Annotated in this window: 18 protein-coding genes; 4 read left to right on the top strand and 14 right to left on the bottom strand. The window is 51.7% G+C overall.

Translation table 11 applies throughout. The features are described 5' to 3' along the window. Window positions 1–48: 48 nt before the first annotated feature. Window positions 49–1,581 carry a methylmalonyl-CoA carboxyltransferase gene (locus tag GN278_06025; GenBank protein XAT60416.1) on the bottom strand — a complete coding sequence of 511 codons (1,533 nt, stop codon included), beginning with the start codon at window positions 1,579–1,581 and terminating at the stop codon, window positions 49–51. 199 nt (window positions 1,582–1,780) lie between these two features. Between GN278_06025 and GN278_06020 the strand changes: the two genes are divergently transcribed. After that, a complete protein-coding gene (locus GN278_06020) occupies window positions 1,781–2,998 on the top strand; it encodes a Bcr/CflA family efflux MFS transporter (GenBank protein ID XAT60415.1) in 1,218 nt (405 codons plus the stop codon). Window positions 2,999–3,062: 64 nt separating this feature from the next. Next, complete coding sequence (locus GN278_06015; protein XAT60414.1) at window positions 3,063–4,463, top strand: ImmA/IrrE family metallo-endopeptidase; 1,401 nt, start codon at window positions 3,063–3,065, stop codon at window positions 4,461–4,463. Here the strand turns inward: GN278_06015 and GN278_06010 are convergent. Both GN278_06010 and betA read right to left on the bottom strand, forming a co-directional pair. After that, window positions 4,453–4,698 (bottom strand): hypothetical protein, encoded by a 246-nt coding sequence (locus GN278_06010; protein ID XAT60413.1) that lies wholly within the window; start codon window positions 4,696–4,698, stop codon window positions 4,453–4,455. The two genes, GN278_06015 and GN278_06010, sit on opposite strands and share 11 nt — an antisense overlap. Before the next feature lie 256 nt (window positions 4,699–4,954). After that, window positions 4,955–6,613, bottom strand: coding sequence for a choline dehydrogenase (betA, locus tag GN278_06005; GenBank protein ID XAT60412.1), 1,659 nt, complete (start codon window positions 6,611–6,613; stop codon window positions 4,955–4,957). Between the two features lie 137 nt (window positions 6,614–6,750). Here betA and betI point away from each other — a divergent pair, with 137 nt between their 5' ends. Further along, entirely contained in the window at window positions 6,751–7,347 is a 597-nt protein-coding gene (betI, locus tag GN278_06000; GenBank protein ID XAT60411.1) for a transcriptional regulator BetI, read from the top strand. Here the strand turns inward: betI and betC are convergent. The 11 genes from betC to mgtE form a co-directional block, all read right to left on the bottom strand. After that, window positions 7,329–8,840 carry a choline-sulfatase gene (gene betC / locus GN278_05995; protein XAT60410.1) on the bottom strand — a complete coding sequence of 504 codons (1,512 nt, stop codon included), beginning with the start codon at window positions 8,838–8,840 and terminating at the stop codon, window positions 7,329–7,331. The two genes, betI and betC, sit on opposite strands and share 19 nt — an antisense overlap. Then, a complete protein-coding gene (locus GN278_05990) occupies window positions 8,837–9,721 on the bottom strand; it encodes an EamA family transporter (protein XAT60409.1) in 885 nt (294 codons plus the stop codon). The genes betC and GN278_05990 overlap by 4 nt, the downstream gene beginning before the upstream one ends. 83 nt (window positions 9,722–9,804) lie before the next feature. Further along, the gene (locus GN278_05985; GenBank protein ID XAT60408.1) at window positions 9,805–10,401 is read right to left on the bottom strand and encodes a LysE family transporter; all 597 of its coding nucleotides are present in this window, start codon (window positions 10,399–10,401) and stop codon (window positions 9,805–9,807) included. Between the two features lie 48 nt (window positions 10,402–10,449). Further along, window positions 10,450–10,785: a hypothetical protein gene (locus GN278_05980; protein XAT60407.1), complete on the bottom strand. Its 336-nt coding sequence runs from the start codon at window positions 10,783–10,785 to the stop codon at window positions 10,450–10,452. 162 nt (window positions 10,786–10,947) lie between these two features. Beyond that, the gene (locus GN278_05975) at window positions 10,948–11,688 is read right to left on the bottom strand and encodes a YebC/PmpR family DNA-binding transcriptional regulator (GenBank protein ID XAT60406.1); all 741 of its coding nucleotides are present in this window, start codon (window positions 11,686–11,688) and stop codon (window positions 10,948–10,950) included. Window positions 11,689–11,775: 87 nt separating this feature from the next. Beyond that, window positions 11,776–13,491, bottom strand: coding sequence for an SLC13 family permease (locus GN278_05970; protein ID XAT62563.1), 1,716 nt, complete (start codon window positions 13,489–13,491; stop codon window positions 11,776–11,778). A gap of 70 nt (window positions 13,492–13,561) precedes the next feature. Next, window positions 13,562–14,461 (bottom strand): EamA family transporter, encoded by a 900-nt coding sequence (locus tag GN278_05965; GenBank protein XAT60405.1) that lies wholly within the window; start codon window positions 14,459–14,461, stop codon window positions 13,562–13,564. Further along, window positions 14,458–15,270, bottom strand: coding sequence for a TIGR00282 family metallophosphoesterase (locus tag GN278_05960; protein ID XAT60404.1), 813 nt, complete (start codon window positions 15,268–15,270; stop codon window positions 14,458–14,460). The genes GN278_05965 and GN278_05960 overlap by 4 nt, the downstream gene beginning before the upstream one ends. Window positions 15,271–15,319: 49 nt before the next feature. Continuing rightward, window positions 15,320–15,790, bottom strand: coding sequence for an OsmC family peroxiredoxin (locus tag GN278_05955; GenBank protein XAT60403.1), 471 nt, complete (start codon window positions 15,788–15,790; stop codon window positions 15,320–15,322). Beyond that, window positions 15,787–16,359: a 5-formyltetrahydrofolate cyclo-ligase gene (locus GN278_05950; GenBank protein ID XAT60402.1), complete on the bottom strand. Its 573-nt coding sequence runs from the start codon at window positions 16,357–16,359 to the stop codon at window positions 15,787–15,789. Before GN278_05950 ends, GN278_05955 begins: the two co-directional genes overlap by 4 nt. Next, window positions 16,356–17,726, bottom strand: coding sequence for a magnesium transporter (mgtE, locus tag GN278_05945; GenBank protein XAT62562.1), 1,371 nt, complete (start codon window positions 17,724–17,726; stop codon window positions 16,356–16,358). The genes GN278_05950 and mgtE overlap by 4 nt, the downstream gene beginning before the upstream one ends. A 157-nt stretch (window positions 17,727–17,883) precedes the next feature. On the opposite strand from mgtE, the gene guaD reads away from it, so the two are divergent. Then, on the top strand, window positions 17,884–19,194 hold the full coding sequence (guaD, locus tag GN278_05940) for a guanine deaminase (GenBank protein XAT60401.1): 1,311 nt from the start codon (window positions 17,884–17,886) through the stop codon (window positions 19,192–19,194). The last annotated feature ends 2 nt before the right edge of the window (window positions 19,195–19,196 follow it).

Genomic DNA, 19,196 nt, shown 5'->3' with positions numbered 1-19,196 from the left:
TTTTTCATCTGATGCCTCTGCACCACTATTGAGCAAAACACTGCTGCATCAAAGCGGAATATTGTCGTGTTTTTTCCAAGGGTTTTTTTGCTGCTTGCCGCGCAGCGATGCGAAAGCTCGGCTGACGCGGCGGCGGGTGGAACGAGGTTGGATAACCTCGTCTATGAAGCCGCGCTCGGCAGCGACAAATGGATTGGCAAAGCGGTTTTCGTAATCCTGCGTGTGCTGCGCGATCTTTGCTGTATCCCCCAGATCAGCGCGGTGGATAATTTCGGTTGCGCCTTTGGCGCCCATCACGGCGATTTCGGCGGTTGGCCAAGCATAATTAAAATCACCGCGCAAATGCTTTGAGGCCATCACATCATAGGCCCCACCATAGGCTTTGCGGGTGATCACGGTTACTTTCGGGACGGTCGCTTCGCCATAAGCAAACAGCAATTTTGCACCGTGTTTGATCACTCCACCGTACTCTTGCCCGGTCCCGGGTAAAAACCCAGGTACATCCACCAAGGTCAGGATTGGGATTTCAAACGCATCACAAAAGCGCACAAACCGCGCGGCTTTGCGTGAGCTGTCAATGTCCAAACAGCCTGCAAGCATCATCGGTTGGTTCGCCACCACCCCGACGCTTTGGCCTTCCAGCCGCATAAAGCCAGTGATGATATTTTTCGCAAACTCTTGCTGTAATTCGTAAAAATCGCCCTCATCAGCTACTTTTAGAATAAGCTCTTTCATATCATAGGGAGTGTTGGCGTTATCCGGCACCAATGTATCGAGCGAAGGCTCAACCCGGCCAGGCTGATCAAAGAAGGGCCGTACTGGCGGCTTTTGACGGTTGTTCAGCGGCAGATAATCCACCAAACGGCGCACTTCGGCAAGCGCCTCGACATCATTCTCAAAAGCCCCATCTGCAACCGATGATTTTTTGGTATGGGTGTCTGCGCCACCCAGTTCTTCGGCGGTTACCACCTCATTTGTCACCGTTTTCACAACATCCGGACCAGTGACAAACATGTAGGAACTGTCTTTGACCATAAAGATGAAATCCGTCATGGCAGGCGAATATACCGCTCCACCGGCACAAGGCCCCATGATCACACTAATCTGCGGCACTACACCCGATGCCAGAACATTGCGTTGAAACACTTCGGCGTAACCAGCCAATGAGGCAACACCCTCTTGAATGCGCGCGCCGCCTGAGTCATTCAAACCAATAACCGGAGCGCCATTTTGCATGGCCATATCCATTATTTTGCAGATTTTTTGGGCGTGGGTTTCCGATAGCGACCCACCAAAGACGGTGAAGTCCTGTGAAAACACATAAACCATCCGGCCATTAATTGTGCCCCACCCCGTAACCACACCATCCCCTGAAGGGCGTTGCTTTTCCATCCCAAAATCAGTACAGCGATGTGCAACGAACATATCAAACTCTTCAAAGCTATCCTCATCAAGCAAAAGATCAATCCGTTCACGTGCGGTTAGCTTGCCTTTGGAGTGCTGTGCATCAATCCGCTTTTGCCCGCCGCCTTGGCGTGCTGCTTCGCGCCGTTCCTCAAGTTCTTGCAAAATATCTTTCATCACCAAGCCCCTTGCGTCTTTAAACGCCCTGATAGCGCGTATAAATTTTATCGCAAAGTACTTTTCAGCAAATTTGCAAATAATTGTAAATTGATTTTTGCAAACTTGCTAATTTGCTAATCCAATCAGGCCAGTGCTTAATTTGCCCATTTGATCAAAAATTCTGGACACCACCCAAGAAACTGAATACGACACATTAATGAGCAATTTTCCAGCAGCTCGGTTTTTAAACCATAGCACACAACCACATATGGCAACGTTGATCTTGCTCTCAAGCATTTCGGCTTTGGCAATGAATATGTTTTTGCCAAGTTTACCACGCATGGCAACGCATTTTAACAGCACGCCGGCAATTGTCGGACTTTCGGTTGGAATCTATCTTGGAGCGAGCGCTATGCTACAACTGGCCGCTGGGCCGCTTTCTGATCTATTTGGCCGAAGACCTGTTGCTCTTTGGGCGCTAGGCATTTTTGCTGTCACAAGCATAGTCATAATCTATGCACCAAATATTCATGTCTTTCTTGCCCTTCGGGCGGTTCAGGCAGTGTCTGCCTGTTGTGTTGTTATTTCACGCGCCATCGTACGCGATACAACCGAAACCTCTGAATCCGGGTCCAAAATTGGCTATGTCACCATGGGCATGGCGATTGTGCCTATGCTGAGCCCTGTTTTGGGCGGATTTTTAGACGGCTGGCTTGGCTGGCAATCCAATTTTTGGTTTTTGGCTGCTGTAGGAGTGGTAATTTGGCTAATTTGCTATCTTGATCAGGGTGAAACAGCAGCGCCATCGACCCATAAAATTAGTAGCCAATTTGCCGAATATTCCGAACTGCTTAAAGCGCGTCGTTTTTGGGGCTACTGTATTTCCTCGGCGCTTGGTGCAGGCGCATTCTTTGCCTTTCTAGGCGGCGGCCCTTTCGTTGGGTCGGTGGTATTTAATTTAACACCAGAAGCCCTTGGTATTTACATTGGCGTGCCGGCAATTGGATATATTCTTGGCAACTTTCTTTCCGGCCGTTTTTCAAAGCAGATTGGTATCGATAGAATGGTGCTATGGGGTTTGTTGGTCACTATGGTCGGGATGTCGCTATCTTTATTGGTGAGCTACGCTGGCTACGGTAGTGCAACAAGCTTTTTTGGTTTGATGACTTTTGTTGGCTTGGGCAACGGGATCACCATGCCTAATGCAACAGCTGGCATGCTGTCCGTCCGGCCGCACCTTGCAGGTGCCGCATCTGGGCTTGGAAGCGCAATCATGATCGGTGGCGGGGCAGCCTTGTCAGCCGCCAGTGGTTTAATCTTAAAACCTGGCAGCAGCGAAATGCCTTTGGTCTGCCTGATGTGGCTCTCCGCAGCTGGCGGCGTACTCTGCATCTTATATGTTCGCCGGCGCAACGCTAGGCTAGGTGATAAATAAACCTTGCCCCATTTACTTTGCAAAGTTAGAAAATTTATATGCTATTTTTGCAAAGGCCCACACCATGAGGGGACGAAAAATCTATGCTGGGGCAAAGCTGCGCGATCTGCGGCAACGGCTTTCGCTGACCCAAAAATCTTTTGCATCAAAGCTTGGGGTGTCTTTGCCCTACCTCAACCAGATGGAAAACAACAACCGGCCGGTATCAAGTGCAGTACTTCTGGCGCTCGCACAAGAGTTCGGCTTTGATGTAACTGAGCTTTCAACAGGTGATAGCGAGCGGCTTGTGAGCGATATGCGGGAAGCATTGGCCGATCCTATTTTTGCAGAAACCCAGCCAGCCTTGGCCGATGTGCGACTTGCTGCCTCAAATGCGCCAGCTTTAACACGCGCATTTTTAGAGCTTCATCGCGCCTACCGCCAAACCCAAGAACGTCTAATGTCGCTCGACGAAGCCTTGGGGCGCGACGATGCTAGGCTGCAGCCGAGCCCATGGGAAGAGGTGCGTGATTTCTTTCATTATTGTGATAATTATATAGATGCTGTCGACCGAAGCGCGGAACTTTTTGCCAAAGCGTGCGATGGTCCTGACTGGGTCAGAAACGCCGCTGAACAACAACTTGAAAAAAACGGGGTGAAGCTGCGCTACGGCGATCATCCGGCGCTTCGCCATTTTGATACAAACAGCGGGACGCTGAGCCTTTCAGTGCACAGCAGCCCGCAAACCCAAGCCTTCCAAATGATCTTGCAACTGGCTTTGATCACCCAAAACCCTTTGATTGAAGCAACTCTGGATTTGGCACGTTTTCAAACCGACGAAGCCCGCGCCATCGCAAAAATAGGGCTAGCGAACTATTATGCCGGGGCAGCCCTGATGCCCTACCGGCTATTTCTTGAAGCTGCGCAATCTGAGCGTCATGATCTAGAGCGCCTTGCCACCAAATTTGGGGTATCTATTGAACAAGTTGCGCATCGGCTGTCAACATTGCAGCGCCCCGGGGCCAAGGGTATCCCGTTCTTTTTTGTCCGCGTGGATCAGGCAGGTACTATCACCAAAAGACACTCTGCAACCCGGTTGCAGTTTGCCCGTTTTGGTGGGGCTTGCCCACTTTGGAATGTGCACCGCGCCTTTGAAACACCGGGCCGTTTTTTACGTCAATTGGCGGAAACACCAGACGGGGTAAGATATATATCACTGGCCCGCGATGTCTCGAAAGCGGGTGGATCTTTTGGCGCACCAGTGCAACGTTTTGCAATCGCGCTCGGCTGCGAGATCAAACATGCTGGCGCTCTGGTTTATTCAGATACGCTTGATCTGAATAATCCTGATGCGTTTGAACCGATCGGCATTTCCTGCCGTCTGTGCGAGCGAAAGACTTGTCACCAACGGTCTGTTCCGCCGCTCGAACGCAATCTTTCGGTAGATCCCAACCAACGTGACATCCTTCCATATTTCATACGCTAAGCTGTTGATCACTATCAATTTGTGCCCGCAGAATATGGCAGAGCAATGCCAAGTGATCCAGCGCCAAATAATCGTCTGAGCCAGCTTTTTCAAGCTGGGTTTTGCGATCTAACAACCCGTCATACGCCTTTACCAGACGGTCATAGTAACGGTCGTTCACAGCCGGCATTAATTCAACGGATTTAATGCGCTGCCTAAAAAGTTGGTCAAAGTTCAAAACATAAGAGAACGTCATAATTAATTGCCTCACAAGGTCTTAAAAGATAATATCACCATAGCCTGAATTTTTAGCGACATCTTTAGACAGTTGTGCAAAGTAGAGATTGCAATTTTAGCGCTTGAGATAGCGCAGGCCGAGTTTTTGACAGCCCTTGGCCATAAAGAACTGCCCCCATCTCAACACCTAAAGCGTGCTAAAACTGATCAATGGAAAGCAGGTGATTGCATTTAAACTCCGGTTTCATTAGCTCACTACTGTGACTGCATATAGGCTAACGCTGGTGTTGCTTCCAGTTTTTAGCAATCCACGGGGCTGCATTGGCTTTGGCAAGCGGCTCACGGCCGAGGATATGATCACTGGCTTTTTCACCCACCATAATTGATGGACCATTTAGATTGCCATTCGTAATTTGTGGGAAAATGCTGCTGTCGGCCACGCGCAGCGCATCTACGCCGATCACACGGTTTTCTGGATCAACCACGGCCATTGGATCATCCCGGCGGCCCATTTTGCAGGTTCCGCAAGGATGATAGGCACTTTCCACATGCTCTGTTATAAACGCATCCAGCGCTTCTTCTGTCTGAACCTGAGGCCCCGGCTGGATTTCATGTTTGACATAAGGCTGAAAAGCTTCTTGCGCAAAAATCTCACGGGTCAATCTTATTGCTGTGCGAAAATCAGACCAGTCTTTTTCGCTCGACATATAATTAAACAGAATTTTGGGCGCCTCAGCCGGATCGCCAGACCGCAAAGTCACAGACCCACGCGATGGGCTACGCATGGGGCCAACATGGGCCTGAAACCCATGCCCGTCAGCCGCAGCTTGACCATCATAGCGCACGGCCATGGGCAAAAAGTGATATTGCAGATCGGGGTATTCAACCCCAGGAGCCGATCGGATGAACGCGGCGCTTTCAAATTGGTTTGATGCACCTGGCCCGCGGCGCGCAAAGAGCCACTGCGCCCCGACCCAAGCTTTTCCAAGAAGGTTCCAGTATTTATAAAGGCTGATAGGTTGGCTCGCAGCCATTTGAATATAGAGCTCTAAGTGATCTTGCAGATTCTGGCCGACGCCGGGACGGTCTGCAGACACATGAATGCCATGCTCTGCCAAATGTGCAGCCGGGCCAATTCCGGACAGCATCAAAAGCTTTGGAGAATTGATCGAAGACGCCGCGATAATCACCTCACGGCGCGCCGAGATTGTTTCAGTGCGGCCTGAGCGGGCAATCTCAACCCCTGTCGCGCGTCCCTCAACAAGCACAATTTTTCGCGCGAGCCCACGAACAAGTGTACAGTTTTGGCGTTTCAGAGCAGGCTTAAGATAGGCATTGGCCGCCGACCACCGCTGGCCTTTGAAGATGGTGTGCTCCATCGCGCCAAAGCCCTCTTGCTGATGCCCGTTATAATCCTCAGTGACCGGATAACCAGCTTGCCGCCCCGCTTCGACAAAGGCGGTGACCAATGGGTTGCTACGTTTGCCGCGGGTGACATGCAGCGGGCCGTTTTTGCCCCGCCAGTCCGGATCACCGCCATGACCTGCATCATCCCAATGCTCCATGCGCTTGAAATACGGCAAGACGTCCGCATAACTCCAGCCATCTGCGCCCATCTCAGCCCATGTATCATAATCGCGCGCGTGACCGCGCACATAGACCATTCCATTGATGCTAGAAGAGCCACCAATCACTTTTCCGCGCGGACAGGCCAGTTGACGCCCCCCCAGATGCGGCTCGGGCTCTGACCAATAGCCCCAATCATAACGCGGCATATTCATCGGATAGCTTAAGGCGCCGGGCATCTGAATCAATGGACCGGCATCTGAGCCACCAAACTCAATCACAATCACAGATGCACCTGCGGCGCTAAGACGGTCCGCCATTGCGCAGCCGGCACTTCCCGCCCCAACAATTACAAAATCCGCCTGCATGGGTGTCTCCGCTAAATTTCGCTCGTCGATAGCATGCGCATTTGATCAGGTAAATAAAAACTTAAATGGTCATTTAAATTTTTATCCTGCTCTCGAATTTTATTGCAAAACATAGCGCAACGCGGCACACCCACCCCATGCAACGCGTCAAAATAAGAGATATCCGCAATGCCGAGTTTATCGAAGCCACTTTGCAAGCGGTGCATAAACACGGGCTTGGTGCGGTCACAATGAGTGAAATTGCTCAGGAAACCGGCGCGACTGCGGCCAGCATCAATTATTATTTTGGCTCTAAGGAGCGATTGATGGAAGCCACCATGCGACATCTTCTGGGGCTTTTGCGTGCAGCAGTGGTGCGAAATTTAAACGCTGCAAGCAGCCCATTGGACCGGCTCTATGCCACTTTGGACGCGAACTTTGATGATCAGTTGTTTACGGCAGAAAAATGCAGCGTTTGGGTGCAATTTTGGGCTGCTGCGCCCTATGCGCCAGCATTGGCAAGGTTACAGCGGCTCAACCGGGCGCGCGTGGCCAGCCATTTGCGGCATGATCTTAGGCCATTAATGGATAGGGATCAGGCCGCGACGATCCGGCAGACATTGCAATCTTATATGGACGGTGTCTGGCTCAATACCGCCCAAAATGCTCTGGCGGCAAATCCGGCGTTGGCCCGCCGTGATGCTCGCGCCGTGCTTGATTTGTTGCTCGCATCGGATCAATCGCCGCGCGGATAACGCTTTGCCTCTTCCAATTGATTGAGATCCATATGATTGCGCATAAAGCGCTCAGAGGCCTGTTGTAGCGGTTGGTAATCCCACGGGTAATACCCACCTTGTCTCAAGGCTTCATAAACCACCCAGCAGCACGCCTGACTTTGGCGCACTGCGGCATCGAATGCATCCAGATCCCAGCGCGAATCCACTTCGGCGCTAAGTTGCGCAACAACCGCCTGATGCTCTGGCGTGGTAGCCAGATTATTAAGCTCGTTCGGATCTGTCTCAAGATTGAACAATTGGTCAGGATCAATCGCACAGCGATTGAATTTCCAATCTCCCATACGCAGTGAAACCATTGGCGCGTATGAAGCCTCGGCGGCATATTCCATCATCACCGGGGTGTGGCGTTCAACGCCTTGGCCCAGCGAAACAAGACTTTCGCCAGTGGTCCAAGGGGCCACTTCATCCATGTGGACCCCTGCAAGATCGCATAGCGTCGGGCAGACATCGATGGTTGAAACCGGCGCATCAACCACACCTGGGGTCATCTCGGAACTGCTTATCATCAAAGGTACGCGCGCCGAGCCTTCGAAAAATGACATTTTGAACCAAAGCCCCCGCTCCCCCAGCATATCTCCGTGATCGGAGACAAAGAGGATGTTTGCGCTTTGGCCGGTGTCATCAAGAACCCTAAGAATTTCACCAATTTTATCGTCTAGATAGCTTATATTGGCAAAATAGGCCCGCCGTGACCGTTCAACCATGGTCTCGGTTATCTCGTAAGATCGCCAGTCATTGGCATCAAAAATACGCTGTGAATGGGCATCTTGGTCTTGATAGGGCATGGCAGCCACTTGCGGCTGCAAATGCGTGCAATCGGCATAAAGATCCCAGTATTTTTTTCGGGCAACATAGGGATCATGGGGGTGGGTAAAGCTCACGGTCAGGCACCATGGCCGCTCATCAGTGCCGCGCGCCAGATCATAAAGCTTACGTGTGGCATGATGAGCAACCTCGTCATCATATTCCAGCTGATTGGTAATTTCCGCAACACCAGCGCCGGTCACCGAGCCCATATTATGGTACCACCAATCAATACGCTCGCCAGGTTTTCTATAATCTGGGGTCCACCCGAAATCAGCCGGATAAATATCAGTTGTCAGCCTTTCTTCAAACCCGTGCAATTGATCTGGTCCGACAAAATGCATTTTTCCTGACAGGCAGGTATGATACCCGGCGCGGCGAAGATGGTGGGCATACGTTGGGATAGCAGAGGAAAATTCTGCCGCATTATCATAGACTTGGTTTTTTGACGGCAATTGACCGGACATAAACGCTGCCCGCCCCGGTGCGCACAGTGGGCTGGCTGTATAGGCATTTGCAAACCGCGTTGATCGCTCGGCCAGTCGTTTGAGGTTCGGGGTGTGAAGCCACTCTGCCGGCCCGTCGGGAAACAGCGTACCGTTCAATTGATCGACCATGAGAATAAGTATGTTTGGTTTGCGGGTCATTTTGGGCCTTCTGAGGTGGTTGAAGGAGGGGCTGGGGTAAGTCGTCGGCGCTGACCAGCCGTTTCACGCCAACTGAGAATGCTAATCGACGTCAAAATAATAGTTCCGCCTGCAATTACCCAAATATCTACGCCCTCTGCAAAAACCAATGCGCCCAAAAGCACAGACCATATCAGTTGCAAAAAATTAATCGGCTGGGTGACATTCACAGGAGCGGCAGCCAAGGCACGCGTCATTGCATAATGGCCCAAAGTGGCTAAGCCTGCGACCACAAACAGGATCGAAACATCAAAAATACTTGGCGGCACCCAAACCGACCAAGCCAAGGGCGCCAATCCCAATGTTGTGACAAGCGACAGCATCACCACCACCACCGAGGCCGAGACTTGGTCACTGGCCCGCTTTGCAAGCAGATAAGAGCACGAAAAGAAAAACGCATTGGCCAGCATGGTCAAGTGACCTGCGCCGACCTCGCGAAATCCCGGTCTAAGAATAATAACCACCCCAACCAAAGCCACCATCACGGCCACCATGCGATCAAGGGCCAGTTTTTCGCGCAAAAACACCGCTGCGCCAAACATCACACAGACTGGTGTCAAATAGCTCATGGCGGTGACATCTGCGATCGGTATTCGCGCCATGGCGAAAAACCACAATGTCACACCAATAGAATGCGCAGCCCCGCGCCCAACAAATACCCACATCAATGGTTTGGTTATGGCGCCGCGCTGCCAGCTGCGTCGAAATTCAGGAATCATCGGCAACAAGAGCACCAAGCCGAGCGCATAGCGTAAAAAGGCCGCTTCAGCAGCGGGAACCCCTGTGCCAAGATATTTTACCAAAGCGGTAACACCGACAAACAGTAGTCCACTGAAAGTCATCCACAGAATTGCTCGAAAGGGTTGATAATCACTTGGGGTGCCCATCCCCCAAAAAGGCGTGAATTTAGGAGGTTGTGCAAGTCTTATTGCGACAAAATTAAACCAAATGCGATGCTAAACATCACAGCTGCAATCCCAATATCCAAAACCTGCCAGGCGCGCGGCCTTGCAAAAAAAGGTGCGAGCAGCTGCGCGCCGTAGCCCAGCGTAAAGAAAAAAACAAAACTTGCCAGGATAGCGCCGATGCCAAAGACCCCTGGTTGCGGTGATTGCACTGCAATAGAGCCCAGTAAAATAACCGTATCAAGATAGACATGCGGGTTCAGCCAAGTCAGTGCCAAACAGGTCAGCGCCGCAGCCCTTAGGGTGCTAAACTCACCGGCGGCCTTTAGGCCCGTTCCGCCGCGCCAAGCGGAATAGAGGCTTTTTGCACCATACAAGACCAAAAATATAGCCCCACCATACCGCATCACGTCGATTATAACGGGCATAGATTGGACAAACCGACCCAACCCGTTGACCCCAATATAAATCAGCAAAGCATCAGAAAGAGAACAGGTCAGGCAAACAATGAAAACATACCGTTTCAAAAGCCCGGCGCGCAGGACAAAGGCGTTTTGCGCCCCAATCGCTAAAATTAATGATAAGCCCAGACCGAAACCTGAAAACAAAGCCTGCATAAATTTCCCTGCGCCTTTTCGGAATACTCAGGCGCAAGTTAGTCTAGATCAAACCGATGCAACAGCCTTTAATTGGCGGATTTCTGGTTCAGCGGCAATATAAGACCCCGCCTTAGTGCTTGGGGCATGAGACAAAAGACCTCGCGCTAAAAGGTTTTTTAAACTGCGGTGAAAGGTCGGTTGAGTCATCTCAAAAACTAAGGAATGACCCTTTATATCATCCGAGCGCGCGATTCCCTCACTATTCGCAATCACGCTTTGAACTGCATAAAAAACATCTTTTTCATTTTGAGATAAATCTCCAAGTCCGAGATCACGCTCCATGCCGAGCAGCAGCGCGCGTAATTGTGCAACATTTAAGTATCTTTGGGTTGGCAGTCCCATGATTATAAACACCCTTTAGTATTTAATTTATATCCTTTTGTATATTATATTAAAACTTATTGCAATATTTTTTGCTGAAATATTCTTAAAATTTCGTCGGGTCATACGCAAAATCCACTAATCCAAGCTAGGATCAATGAATTTAACTCTTTTTTGGGCCGCTTAAAGCTGCTCCATGACCTCGTCGGTGGCTTCAAAATTAGATGTCACCCTTTGCACGTCATCATCATCTTCCAGGGCATCGATAAGCTTCATAAGCTTTTGCATGCCTTCCAGATCAAGTTCGGTGGTGGTGGTCGGCTTCCAGATCAGCTTGGTTGACTGGCTCTCGCCCAACTCAGCTTCAAGCGCGCTCGACACTTCATTAAGGTCCGTATCAAGACACCAGATGATATGCCCATCGTCAGAGCTTTCAACATCTTCAGCGCCGGCTTCAATCGCGGCCATCATAACCGTATCCCCGTTGCCGACGTCAGCGCCATAGCTGACTTCACCTTTGCGTTCGAACATAAAACCGACAGACCCAGTTTCGCCCAGATTACCGCCGTTTTTGGAAAACGTAGACCGCACGTTGGAGGCCGTGCGGTTACGGTTATCCGTCATTGCCTCAACAATCACAGCGACGCCATTCGGGCCATAACCTTCATAACGGATTTCTTCATAATCATCGCCATCGCCGGCTGTGGATTTTTTGATGGCCCGCTCTATCACGTCTTTGGGCACCGAACTTGATTTAGCTTCTTTCACCGCCAATCTAAGACGGGGGTTTTTTTCCGGATCGGGATCTCCCATTTTGGCCGCTACGGTGATTTCTTTTGAAAGCTTTGAAAATAGCTTAGAGCGCGCCGCATCCTGACGGCCTTTTCGGTGCTGGATATTCGCCCATTTTGAATGACCGGCCATGGTGTCCTCCACTTCATCCTTGGTTTGCGCTCTCTATAAAACAGGCAACCGCCCGGGGGCAAGTCGCTATCCAAACCGCTTCTGCAGTCAGAGCGGCCAGATCAGCGGGATCATCACTGAAGAAATCAAGCCGATGCTAAGGTTTAAGGGAATGCCAACACGCATAAAGTCTGTGAACCGATAGCCCCCAGGCCCATAGACCATCATATTGGTCTGATATCCGATCGGAGTGGCAAAAGATGCCGAGGCCGCGACCATAACAGCCACGACGAACGGCCTAGGATCAACCCCCAAGGCCTGAGCCAGCGCAATCGCTATGGGGGTTACGACCACTGCCACAGCATTGTTGGACACCAATTCGGTTAGCACCGAGGTGATTAAGTACAACATCCAGATCATTAGAATTGGGGGCATTTGCGACAGCATTGGCACGAGCATATTAACGATTAATTCGACCGCGCCAGAGGCTTGTAAGGCCGCACCGACTGCTAACATCGCAAAAATCAGTGTAAGTAGCCGGCCATCGACAAATGAGAAAGCCTCATCTGCATCAATTGCACGCAAAAGCAATACCGCGGCCACGGCCAAAACAGTTAGCAAGAATATTGGCGCCACTCCTAGTGCGGCCAATCCAACAACACCCAAAAGTGCCCCGACCGCCACCGGCGCGTGACTGCGCCGGTAGGCCCGGGCGGCAGGCCGGGATACATCAACGAGCCCCATCTCTTGGGCCAGTCTTTGGATATCTTCGCTGGCACCTTCCAGCAGTAAAGTATCCCCAACCTGCACCACCAAATCATCAAGCTGTCTGCCAATGCTTTGGTTGCGCCGGTGCACTGCAAGCGGATAGACACCAAAGCGGCGCCTTAGCCGCATTTGGCCCAGCGACCGTCCAACCATTTTGCAACCCGGCGTGATCAGCGCCTCAACGGTCGTTGTTTCAACCGCCGACACCTGATCCACACGTTTGAGGTTTTTATCTCGCTGCAGGCTGAGTAATTCAGCAATTTGGGTGCGCAGCACCACCCGATCACCCACCTTAAGACTTACCCCTTGTAAATTACGGCGCAAAGAGGCGTCCCCCCGGATAACGTCAACCAACCGCACGCCATCCCGTTTGAAAAGCTCAACCCCCATCACGTCGCGGTCTATCAGGGTTGAATCAGGGGGAATCACGACCTCAGTGAAAAACTTCATTTGGGTTTTATCAGAAAGCAAATTGGCCATACTATCCCGATGAGGAAGCAATAAAGGCGCGATAAACCGCAAATAGATCATTCCCCAAATCACCAAGATCACTCCCAAGGGGGTCACCTCGAATATGGTAAAACCGGCCAATCCCTCTGCCCGCGCCACCCCGTCCACCAATAGGTTTGTAGAGGTGCCAATTAATGTCAGCGTACCACCAAGAATGGCTGCATAAGATAAAGGGATCAGCAGTTTGCTTGCCGAAATATCCAAGCTGCGCGCCAATTGAACAAAAACTGGGATCATCACAACAACCACGGGCGTATTTGACACAACAGCCGAGGCCAAAGCAACGAACCCAATCATAAGCCCTATGGCGCGCCGGGGGTGGTGCTTGGCCTGTGCTTCAGCCAGCGAAGTGAGCGCATCCAGCGCACCGGTGCGCACCAAAGCCCCCATCACGATAAACATTGCAGCGATTGTCCAAGGCGCCGGGTTAGACAGCACTTCGAGGGCACGATCATATGGCAACACACCGCTGATCAGCAATACGGAAACGCCTGCGATTGCCACCACTTCGGTTGGATAAGTTTCACGGAAAAACAGAACAAACATCACCGCAACAACAGCTAACGCCGTCAACGCGGGTAAAATATTCACTGTTTCCAACACTGCGCAGCCCTCTTTAGTCTATACTCGCAGTTTGCCGCCGGGGCGCAACCAAAAACATACCTAAAAGCATGATTAGCAAAGCGCCCCAGAACCAAAGGCCCGGGCGCTCACCCAAAAGGATGATGGACCAGAAAACCGCAAATAACGTAACAGCATAGCTCACTTGCGACGCAAAAACCGATCCTACGCGGCCAACCAGCCAAACATAGGTGGTATAGACAAATACATGCAGCAGTGAGGATACAAAGAGCGCATAATCAGGCGCCGACCAAGGCAGCCTGAGGTCTATCCATTGTCCGCTAGCAAGGGTTGTAGGGAAGATTAAAATTATCCCTAAAATACAGGCGCCGAGCAAGGTCTCCACAGGATCAAGCCCTTGGGTGCCATATTTCGCCACATAATTTCCCTCAAAGCCGTAAAAAAGTGGTGCCACCAATCCCAAAAGGATAAAGCCGATAGTGGCGCTTTCCGATAGCCGCGCCTCAGGTCCGATGAGAATCAAAACGCCGATAAACCCTAAGACCAACCCCCCTAACCGCCGGAGTTGAAAACGATCGTTCCCCATCATCAGGGCAATGGGAAAAGCAAACATTGGTACTGTTGAAATCAAAATACTCAATACGCCACCGGGCAAATAGATTGCGGCGGTATAAGACGCAGAATTCGGCAGAATTGTTCCTACGAGGGCAATTATCAGAAAAAGCCTTAGGTTTGCCGGAGTGACTTTAGGCCATCTACCTCGCAGCGTTTGTACAACGCCCAAGAGGACAGAACAGATTGCCAATTGCCAAAATATCAAACCAAAATGTTGATAACCGGTTGAGACAGCAATCTTCGTTAAAGGAATGGTCATGCCCCAGCCGGCACCCATAGCCAGCAATACTAAGAACGGCCATACTCGGGCGAGAGTCACGGGGTGCTTTGGGCCAATCGGCCACCAACGCGGATCATATTGACGTTCTGCGCCAGACCCGTGGCGTCATCCGTTTCCACATAAAGCCCACAAAGTGTTGCTTCGCCTGCCGCTGGTGTGAAGCGGGCCTTGGACATTCCCGTGATAAACCGGCGCAGCGGCTCGGCTTTGTCCATGCCGATGACACTATTGTAGTCACCACACATGCCAGCATCACTTTGATATGCGCTACCAGAGGGCAAAATCATTGCGTCAGCTGTTGGCACATGAGTATGCGTTCCCACCACGGCACTCACCTTGCCATCGCAAAAATGCCCGACGGCCATTTTTTCCGAAGTTGCCTCACAATGAATATCAACAATGCTGGCTTGAATTTGCCCGCCAAGCGGATGGCGGCGCAACACCTCATCCAGCGCACTGAAGGGGTCATCAAACGGGCGTTTCATAAAGACCTGCCCCAAGACCTGCGTGACCAAAACCCGGCGGCCGCGGGCATCAGAGGCGATGTAGACACCCCGCCCAGGCGCCGATTTGGCAAAATTGAGCGGCCTTATAATCCGTGGCTCTTGTTCAATAAAGCTCAGCATATCCTTTTGATCAAAGGCATGATCACCAAGGGTGATACAATCAGCGCCCGCTTGCAAAAGCACTTTGGCATGATCTGGGCTGAGCCCCGATCCACTGGTGGCATTTTCACCGTTCACTATGACAATATCAAGCTTGAGCTCGGCGCGTAGACGGCCGAGATGCTCGCTGACTGCCGTGCGTCCCGCACGGCCCATCACATCACCCAAAAACAATATTCTCATAGCTATCAGCCCTAGGGGTCAACGCGGCAAAGCGCAAGAAAAACTGGTATTAAACAAGCGAATATTTTGCTGCATAATTTACTGGAAAATTAACCGACCGCGAAATGAAGCAAAAATGATGTACCTGATGATGCAGTTGGTCTGCTCGTTCAAAATCTGCGCCAGCGCGCAGGCTAATTTCGGGCTTTAGGGTTGCAGAAACAAACCGGCTGGCCCCATTTTTCAAGGTTTCGCCTTGAGCTGATGGGGAGTCTTTATAGCTTTCAATAATGATGTCCGCATCCGAGGCCAAATGCAGATACCAGAGCATATGACAAGCACTAAGCGCCGCAATCAGCATATCTTCGGGATTATAGAGAGATGCATTTCCACCCAATAACGGATCGTTTGAGCATTGGAGCACTGGCTTTCCGGGGCTGGCCAAATCCCAACTGCGGTCATAGGCGTTATAGCGCGATGTTCCCACACCACGGTTTCCGGTCCACGTAATGGTGGCACTATAGTCATGCAAAACGCTCATGATTTCCTTCCCGAGAGTTCAATAATCTCCGTTTCAGTTACGATCATATCCAAAGGCTGATCAGTGGGCTCTAACGGCAATACCTCAGCCACTTGAGCCGCGTAGGCAAAGCCGATTGCCAGTGTCGCGCGCCTGCTGCGCAACAGCTCAAGCGTTCGGTCATAAAAGCCGCCGCCATAACCTAAACGGCCACCGCGCCGATCAAATGCAACCAAGGGCACGATCACCACTTCAGGTTCGAAAAACGCATCCATTGCAGGTACTTTTGCACCAAAGGGACCCTCTTTCATCTGGCAGCCGGGTTCCCAGTTGGAAAATTTCAGCGGTGCGCCCGCCGCCTCGATCACCGGCACCCCAACGACGCCATGCGCACTGGACTCTTCCATCGCCGGGCGTGGGTCAATTTCACTGCGAATTGGCATATAGCCGGCCAAAGGCACCCCGCGATACCCCGCAAGAACCGATGATAACAGCCCTGCGCCGGTTCCGCTATCGGCTGCGTGCGCCAATTTCCGGCGTGAAAACGCCGCCTTACGCGCCGCTGCTTTCGCCGCATCAAGCGCGCTCAAAACAGCACCAAGGCTGCAAGCCCGAGAAAGGCAAAAAAGCCGACCACATCTGTCACCGTGGTCACAAATGCACCCGATGCCAGCGCTGGATCAATCCCCAGCTTATCAAGCAATATTGGCACACCGGTTCCGGCAAGCCCGGCGATGAGCAAATTGATCACCATGGCCAAGGCGATCACATACCCCAATTGCGGGGATCCGAACCAGATCACACCGATGACCCCCATCACCACGGCAAACACTGCCCCGTTGATCAAACCAACCAAGGCTTCGCGTCGAATAATACGTAAAAAATTGGACCCCGTAAGGTCTTTGGTGGCAATAGCGCGCACTGCAATGGTCAGACTCTGAGTGCCAGCATTGCCGCCCATCGAGGCAATGATTGGCATCAGGACCGCCAGCGCAACAAACTGCGCTATCGTTGCTTCGAACTGGGCAATGACCAACGAAGCACCCACTGCCGTGATCAAATTTACCGCCAGCCATGGAAACCGCTGGCGCGTGGTTTCAAGCACCGTGTCGCTCAGCCTGTTATCACCGACCCCAGCAAGCCTAAGGATATCTTCTTCGTGTTCTTCATCAAGCACGGCCATCGCGTCATCAATGGTTATAACACCGATGAGCCGCCCATCGGAATTTACCACGGGTGCAGAAATTAAATGGTATTGATTAAACGCATAGGCCACATCTTCTTCATCTTGCGCGGCCGGTATGGTGCGAAAGGTTTCTTCTTTAATGGACATAAGCGGCATGTCGCGCTGCGACGACATCAACCGGCCAAGTGTGACATTGCCGATTGGATGTATTTTGGGATCCACAAGGATTACATGATAGAATTGCTCGGGCAGTTCCTCTGCGTTTCGAAGGTGGTCAATGGCTTCACCAACGGTCCAATGCTCCGGTGCGAATACCACTTCGCGCTGCATCAAACGGGCGGCAGAAAATTCCGGATAGGTGAGAGATTGCTCAACAGCGATACGGTCACTGTCATCTAGAGCCTTGAGGATTGCCTCTTGCTGAGGTGTTTCCAAATCTTCTAAAAGATCGACAACCTCATCGCTTTCCAGCTCTCGCACCGCACCTGCTAGCACTTCGGGTGACAGAAGCGTGACAACCTCTTCGCGTAGCCCTTCGTCAAGCTCGGCCAGAATGTCACCATCAAATTCGCGGTCATAAAGCGCAATAAGCCGGCGGCGGTCATAAGCTGTGATTTGTTCTAAAAGATCGGCCACATCAGCGGCGTGCAACGGTTCAATCAATGTGATCAGTTGCTCTCGGTCCTGCACTTCAACCGCATAAAGGATGGCTGAAACAGCGCGGCGGTCAAGCACATAGGCAGCCCCATTTGCATCATGATCTGGCGCCATTAAGCTGTCTTGGTTTTGCATGGTAGGACCTTTCGCACGTTGCGACCTTGATACTAACAACAGTTACAAAAAAACAATGACAATCCCCTAGTTTACGGGGCCTGAGATGATCTTTATGGTAAATTCGCTAACATTCACAAGAAAGCGTAATTAAACCATGGCTGCAAGCACCTGCGACATACTTTTGCTCGGGCAAACCCTGCGCTTCGTGGATAACCCGTTTGAACAAGGCGGAGAGGCTGCCACGCAAACCGACAGTAAGGGCGGTATTTTAATCCGTGCGGGAAAAATTAAAGCCATCGGCGCTGGCGATGAATTACGCGCGGCTCACCCCCGGGCCGAGGTCATCGATTACGGCGACAAACTGCTGGTTGCGGGATTTGTCGATGCCCATGTGCATTATCCGCAAACAGCCATCATCGCCAGTTGGGGCAAGCGGCTGATTGACTGGCTGAATACCTATACATTTCCGGAAGAAATGCGCTTTGATGATCCGCACTATGCCGCCACAATTGCCGAACGTTATCTGGATTTAGCACTGTCCCATGGCACCACCGCCCTTTCCAGCTACTGCACCATCAGCCCGGTCAGCGTCAGCGCGCTCTTCGAGGCTGCCGCCAAACGCGGTTTGTGTGTGGTTGCGGGTAAAACCTGCATGGACCGAAATGCCCCCGAAGGCCTGTGTGACACGCCGCAAGCAGCTTATGATGACAGCAAAGCATTACTGCAGAAATATCATGGCAAAGACCGGTTGAACTATGCCATCACGCCACGGTTTTCCCCCACCTCTTCACCCGAACAGCTTGCCGCTTTGGGTGCGCTTTGGGCAGAGCACCCCGAATGCCTTATGCAAACCCACCTGAGCGAGCAAGTCGATGAGATCGAATGGGTGCGGGCATTGTTTCCAAAGGCCCGCGATTATCTGGACACTTATGAACGTTACGGCCTTCTGGGTGAGCGCGGCGTTTATGGCCATGCGATCCATCTTGAGCCACGCGAAAAAGATCGCCTAAAAGAAGTTGGCGCGGCGCTGGTGCATTGCCCGACATCGAATGCTTTCATTGGCTCAGGCCTCTTTGACATGGGTGGGCTTATGGCGGCAGGTCAGCGCATTGGACTGGCCACCGACACTGGCGGCGGGTCCAGTTTTTCGATGCTGCGCACCATGGCTAGCGCCTATGAGATTGGCCAGTTAAACGGCACCGTGCTGCATCCTGCCGAACTGATGTGGCTAGCCACTGCGGGATCGGCCAAAGCCCTGCACCTTGATCCGCAAATCGGCACACTTGATCCGGGTAAGTTTGCAGATATCGTGGTGTTGGATCTGCAATCAACTCCGGCAATTTCTCAACGAGCAGTTCGAGCCGATGACCTATGGAGCGCATTGTTCCCAACCATTATGATGGGCGACGACCGCGCCATTCACGCGGTTTGGGTGCAGGGAAATTTGGTAAAGACGCCCACATAGCA

Source organism: Rhodobacteraceae bacterium Araon29 (assembly GCA_039640505.1).
GTDB lineage: Bacteria > Pseudomonadota > Alphaproteobacteria > Rhodobacterales > Rhodobacteraceae > CABZJG01.
The sequence above is the reverse complement of the archived record's forward strand: the minus strand, read 5'-3'. Positions and strand labels throughout refer to the sequence as shown.